Here is a 6000-nt window from a genome sequence, read left to right on the forward strand (position 1 = left end):
ACATCAGGAGATCAACCCATGAGCGAGCGTGTCGTTCTCGCCTACTCCGGAGGTCTCGACACCTCCGTGGCCATCCCGTACATCGCCGAGGAGACCGGAGCCGAGGTCATCGCGGTGGCCCTCGACGTCGGTCAGGGCGGCGAGGACCTGGAGGCCATCCGCCGGCGGGCGCTGGCCTGCGGCGCCGTCGAGGCCGTCGTGGTGGACGCCCGGGAGGAGTACGCCGCCGACTTCTGCGTCCCCGCACTCCAGGCCAACGCCCTCTACATGGACCGTTACCCGCTGGTGTCGGCACTGTCCCGGCCACTGATCGTCAAGCACCTGGTCGCCGCGGCGGCCGAGCACGGCGGCACGGTCGTCTCGCACGGATGCACCGGCAAGGGCAACGACCAGGTCCGGTTCGAGGCCGGCCTCGCCGCCCTCAACCCCGACCTGAAGGTCATCGCCCCGGCCCGCGACTACGCCTGGACCCGCGACAAGGCGATCGCCTTCGCCGAGGAGAGGGGCCTGCCGATCGACGTCACCACCAAGTCGCCGTACTCCATCGACCAGAACCTGTGGGGCCGGGCGGTGGAGACGGGCTTCCTGGAGGACATCTGGAACGGCCCCGTGGCGGACCTCTACGACTACACCGCCGACCCGGCGGAGCCGCGCGCCGCGGACGAGGTCGTCATCACCTTCGACCAGGGCGTTCCGGTGGCGCTGGACGGCCGCCCGCTCACCCCGTACGCGGTCATCGCCGAACTCAACGCCCGGGCCGGCGCGCAGGGCGTCGGCCGGCTCGACATGGTCGAGGACCGGCTGGTCGGCATCAAGAGCCGCGAGGTCTACGAGGCTCCCGCCGCGATCGCACTGATCGCCGCCCACCAGGAGCTGGAGAACGTCACGGTCGAGCGCGACCTCGCCCGCTTCAAGCGCGGCGTCGACCAGCGCTGGGCCGAACTGGTCTACGACGGCCTGTGGTTCTCGCCGTTGAAGAACGCGCTGGACGCGTTCATCGCCGAAGCCCAGCGGCACGTCTCCGGCGACATCCGGATGACCCTGCACGGCGGCCGCGCCGTGGTGACGGGGCGCCGCAGCGAACGGTCCCTGTACGACTACGATCTGGCGACGTACGACACGGGCGACACGTTCGACCAGAGCCTGGCCAAGGGGTTCGTCGAGCTGTGGAGCCTGCCCGGCAAAATCGCGGCCGAGCGCGACCGGCGGGCCGGCTGACGTACCCTCGGGCGGGCAGACCGGCACCCGGTCCGCCCGGGCGGGGTTTTTCCGGATCGGCCGCACACCGGCGGCCGATCCGCACGACGACGAACATGCAGCGGCGGGAAGAGGAGAAGCGTGACCAAGGCACCGACGCGACTGTGGGGCGGCCGGTTCGAGGGCGGCCCGGCGGACGCGCTCGCCCGACTGTCGGTGAGCGTCCAGTTCGACTGGCGGCTCGCCCCCTACGACCTGCTCGGATCCCGCGCGCACGCCCGGGTGCTCAACCGGGCCGGGCTGCTCACCGACGAAGAGCTCGCCCGGATGCTGGCCGCCCTCGACGACCTGGAGGACGCCTGCCGGTCCGGGGAGTTCCGGCCCACCGTCGCCGACGAGGACGTGCACACCGCGCTGGAGCGGGGCCTGCTGGAACGGCTGGGCGCACTGGGCGGCAAGCTGCGGGCCGGCCGTAGCCGCAACGACCAGGTCGCCACCGACCTGCGGCTCTACCTGCGCGACAACGTCCGGCACATCGTTTCCCGGCTGGTGGAGCTGGAGACCGCGCTGCTGGCCCAGGCCGAGGAGAACATGGGTGTGGCCTGCCCGGGCATGACCCATCTCCAGCACGCCCAGCCGGTGCTCTTCTCCCACCAGTTGCTCGCGCACGTCCACCCGCTCGCCCGCGACATCGACCGGCTGCGCGACTGGGACCGGCGCACCGCGGTGTCCCCGCTGGGTTCCGGCGCGCTCGCCGGCTCCTCGCTGCCGCTCGACCCCGAGGCGGTCGCCGCCGACCTCGGCTTCGACAGCGCGGCGGCCAACTCGATGGACGCGGTCAGCGACCGCGACTTCGCGGCCGAGTTCCTGTTCGCGGCGGCGCTGATCGGCGTCCACCTGTCCCGGCTCGGCGAAGAGATCGTGCTGTGGGCCTCGCAGGAGTTCCGGTGGATCGAGATGGACGACACCTACGCCACCGGGTCGTCGATCATGCCGCAGAAGAAGAACCCCGACGTCGCCGAGCTCGCCCGGGGCAAGTCGGGCCGCCTGATCGGCAACCTGACCGCGCTGCTGACCACCCTCAAGGGCCTGCCGCTCACCTACAACCGTGACCTGCAGGAGGACAAGGAGCCGATCTTCGACGCGGTCGACACGCTGCTCCTGGTCCTGCCCGCGGTGTCGGGCCTGATCGCGACCATGCGCGTCAACGCCGAGCGGCTGGAGGCGCTGGCACCCGACGGGTTCGCGCTCGCCACCGACCTGGCCGAACTGCTGGTCCGGCGGGGGGTCGCCTTCCGCGACGCGCACGAGGTGGTCGGCCACCTGGTCGTCTGGTGCCAGGTCAACGACAAGGACTTCGACGACCTGACCGACGACGAGCTGGCCAAGGTCTCCGCGCACCTGACCCCGGACGTGCGCGAGGTACTGAACGTCCCCGGCGCCCTGGCCTCCCGCAAGGCCTATGGCGGCACCGCCCCCGACCGGGTGCGCGAGCAGCTCGAGGCACTGCGCGTCCTGGTCAACGGGCACGCGGCCTGGGCCACCGGAACCGAATGAGCGATCTGGTCGGCCGGGACTTCTTCGACCGCCCGGTGCTGGAGGTGGCACCCGACCTGCTGGGCCGGGTGCTCGCCCACCGGACCCCCGACGGCGAGGTGGCGGTGCGGCTGACCGAGGTGGAGGCGTACGCCGGGCCACTGGATCCGGCGTCGCACGCCTACCGGGGCCGCACCCCGCGCAACGCGGTGATGTTCGGGCCGCCGGGGCACGCCTACGTGTACTTCACCTACGGCATGCACTACTGCGTGAACCTGGTTTGCGCCCCGGAGGGCACGGCCTCGGCGGTCCTGTTGCGCGCGGGCGAGGTGGTCTCGGGCGCCGACCTGGCCCGGCGCCGGCGCCCCCGCTCCTCGGCCCGCGACCTCACCCGGGGGCCGGCCCGGCTCTGCCAGGCCCTGGCCGTCGACCGGGCGCAGGACGGCGTCGACGGCTGCGATCCCGAGGGACCACTGCGGGTTCTGCTCGGCGAGCCGGCCGCAGGAGAGGTCCGCAGCGGGCCGCGCGTGGGGGTGAACGCCGCCTCGGACGTCCCGTGGCGGTTCTGGCTCGACGGCGAGCCCAGCGTGTCCGCCTACCGCCGGCATGTGCCGCGGCGGCGGAGGGCTTCGACCGGAGGCTGACATGCCCGATCGGGCACCGCCCAGGGTCGTGGTGCGGTGCCGGAAATCCCTCGTGTGCGGCGACGCGGCCGGTTACCGTTGCTCCCGTCCTAGATCATCGGCAGGAGGCGGGGGAAGCACGTGACCGACATCCGACCCGATCTGGCCGAGCCCCGGCGGGTGGCCCGACCCGGGACGCGCGGCCGAGCGGTCGTCCGATTCGCGGTGGGCGTTCTCGCGGGCCTCGTCCTGGCCGGTGCCCTCGCGGTGGCCGACGGCGGCATGAACCGGGTGCGGGTCCTCGAACGGACGTCCCAGCCCGCCTCGGTGCGCTACCCCGACGGGGCAACGCACCACCTGGGCCTGGTCGAGAAACGGAGCTGGGTGTTCGGCCGGCACCGTGCCTACCAACTGGTCGCGGGACGGGACCCCTCCCTGTCCTACGGCCATGCCGTCGAGGTGGGCTTCACCGGATCCACCCCGAAGATCCAGGGGACGCGATGGGAGCCCACCGGGGTGCTGGTGCGCTTCAACTCCGGGCACGAAGTCCACATCCCGGCCCGGTACTTCATGAACGGCCGGTGAAACCGATTACGGTGGGTCCCGGCCTGGACCATTGGCAGGAGACGAGGAAAGACCGTGACCGACATCCTGGACGATCTCGCGTGGCGCGACCTGATCGCGCAGTCCACTGATCTGGACGAACTGCGGGCCCTGCTCGCCGCGGGACCGGTCACGCTCTATTGCGGGTTCGACCCGACCGCGCCGAGCCTGCACCTGGGCAACCTCGTCCAGATACTGACCATCCGGCGGTTCCAGGAGGCCGGCCACCGCCCGATCGGGCTGGTCGGCGGCGCGACCGGGCTGATCGGCGACCCCAGCGGCAAGAGCGCCGAACGGACGCTCAACTCCACCGAGGTGGTGGCCGGTTGGGTCGAGCGGATTCGCGGGCAGGTGTCGCGGTTCCTCGACTTCGGTGCGGGGCCCACCGGGGCGCTCATGGTCAGCAACCTCGACTGGACCGGCTCGCTGACGGCCATCGAGTTCCTGCGCGACATCGGCAAGCACTTCCCGGTGAACCGGATGCTCGCCCGGGAGACCGTCAAGGCACGGCTCGACACCGTCGGCATCAGCTACACCGAGTTCAGCTACGTGCTCCTTCAGTCGATGGACTACCTGGAGCTCTACCGGCGGTACGGCTGCCGGTTGCAGACCGGGGGCAGCGACCAGTGGGGCAACCTCACCGCCGGGGTCGAGCTCATCCGCCGGGCCGAGGGCGGGTCGGCGCACGCGCTGACCACCCCCCTGCTGACCAAGGCCGACGGGACGAAGTTCGGTAAGACCGCCGGGGGCGAGAACTACTGGCTCGACCCCGAGCTGACCTCCCCGTACGCCTTCTACCAGTTCTGGTTCAACGCCGACGACCGGGACGTGGAGAAGTTCCTGAAGGTCTTCAGCTTCCGGTCCCGGGAGGAGATCGAGGCGCTGCTCAAGGAGACGGCCGACCGGCCTGCGCTCCGGGCGGCCCAGCGGGCACTGGCGGAGGAGCTGACAACGCTCGTCCACGGGGAGCAGGAGTGCGCGCGCGTGATCGCGGCCTCCCGGGCGTTGTTCGGCCAGGGCGCGCTGGAGGAACTGGACGAGCGGACCCTGGCCGCGGCGCTGGCCGAGGTGCCGAAGGCTTCGCTCCCCTTGGGAGTGCTGCCCCCGGTGGTGGACCTGCTGGTGGAGTCCGGGCTCTGCAAGAGCCGGTCTGAGGCCCGGCGGACCATCGCCCAGGGCGGGGCCTACGTCAACAACGTGAAGGTCGGATCCGAGGATGCCGTGCCGGTGGCCGAGGACCTGCTGCACGGCCGCTTCCTGGTGCTGCGGCGGGGTAAGCGCAGCATCGGTGGAGCCGAGGTCTCGGCCGGCTGAACACCACGCTCCCGCGCCCGTCCGGATCTGGTCCGGACGGGCGCACGGCTTTCCGGGGAAAAAATCGGTAGATCGAACATCACAGTACGGTCACCGGGGCGGTGCTGAAGGGGTGGAATCGGCTTCATACCCCTGTTGAGCTGGGGTTTCACGGATTCCGGCTCGATTTGACGATGTCTGGTGGTGGACCTAATGTTCTACGTGCCTCGCGGGATGCAGGACGCCACACGGCGGTCGGCCCGGGGGTGACTCCGAGAGATTCCAGCGATGGTGTACGTCTCGGGCCTACGGTACCCGTCAAAAAGATCTTGAAGAAGATAGGTTTGACACCCGGGTGAAGTAGGGTAAGTTAGCAGGGTTGCCCCGGTGGGGATGTCGCGGAAGTGGCTACCGGCTGGGTGTGTCTGTTGCTTGAGAACTCAACAGCGTGTTAAAAGCCAGTGCCTTTCGGCCTCCCATGTTGTGGGAGGTCACCCCGTTGCCCTGGGTCTGTGGATCTGGGGTGGGGATTTCTTTGAGGCAATGCGCAGCCCTCCTTTTTGTGGGGGGTTGTGTTTGCTGGGTTTGGATTTTCCGAGGTTTGGCGCGCCTGCCTGTTGGGTGGGTGTGTCGTGTGGCCTTGATGGAGAGTTTGATCCTGGCTCAGGACGAACGCTGGCGGCGTGCTTAACACATGCAAGTCGAGCGGAAAGGCCCTTCGGGGTACTCGAGCGGCGAACGGGTGAGT

At 70.2% G+C, this 6000-nt stretch carries 5 protein-coding genes and 1 rRNA gene; all 6 read left to right on the forward strand.

Features of this window, described 5'->3' with window-relative positions; genetic code table 11:
* Positions 1 to 18 precede the first annotated feature (18 nt).
* Entirely contained in the window at positions 19 to 1218 is a 1200-nt protein-coding gene (locus DPM19_RS03635) for an argininosuccinate synthase (RefSeq protein WP_111863299.1), read from the forward strand.
* A 120-nt stretch (positions 1219 to 1338) separates the two neighbouring features.
* A complete protein-coding gene (gene argH, locus DPM19_RS03640) occupies positions 1339 to 2754 on the forward strand; it encodes an argininosuccinate lyase (RefSeq protein ID WP_111863300.1) in 1416 nt (471 codons plus the stop codon).
* Complete coding sequence (locus DPM19_RS03645) at positions 2751 to 3377, forward strand: DNA-3-methyladenine glycosylase (protein WP_111863301.1); 627 nt, start codon at positions 2751 to 2753, stop codon at positions 3375 to 3377. The genes argH and DPM19_RS03645 overlap by 4 nt, the downstream gene beginning before the upstream one ends.
* Before the next feature lie 120 nt (positions 3378 to 3497).
* Positions 3498 to 3941 carry a hypothetical protein gene (locus DPM19_RS03650; protein WP_111863302.1) on the forward strand — a complete coding sequence of 148 codons (444 nt, stop codon included), beginning with the start codon at positions 3498 to 3500 and terminating at the stop codon, positions 3939 to 3941.
* Between the two features lie 54 nt (positions 3942 to 3995).
* Complete coding sequence (tyrS, locus tag DPM19_RS03655) at positions 3996 to 5273, forward strand: tyrosine--tRNA ligase (RefSeq protein WP_111863303.1); 1278 nt, start codon at positions 3996 to 3998, stop codon at positions 5271 to 5273.
* 619 nt (positions 5274 to 5892) lie between these two features.
* Positions 5893 to 6000: ribosomal RNA gene (locus DPM19_RS03660) — 16S ribosomal RNA — on the forward strand; the annotation flags it as partial.

The sequence above is a fragment of the Actinomadura craniellae genome, assembly GCF_003289645.1.
In the GTDB taxonomy this organism is placed as follows: Bacteria; Actinomycetota; Actinomycetes; order Streptosporangiales; family Streptosporangiaceae; genus Actinomadura_D; species Actinomadura_D craniellae.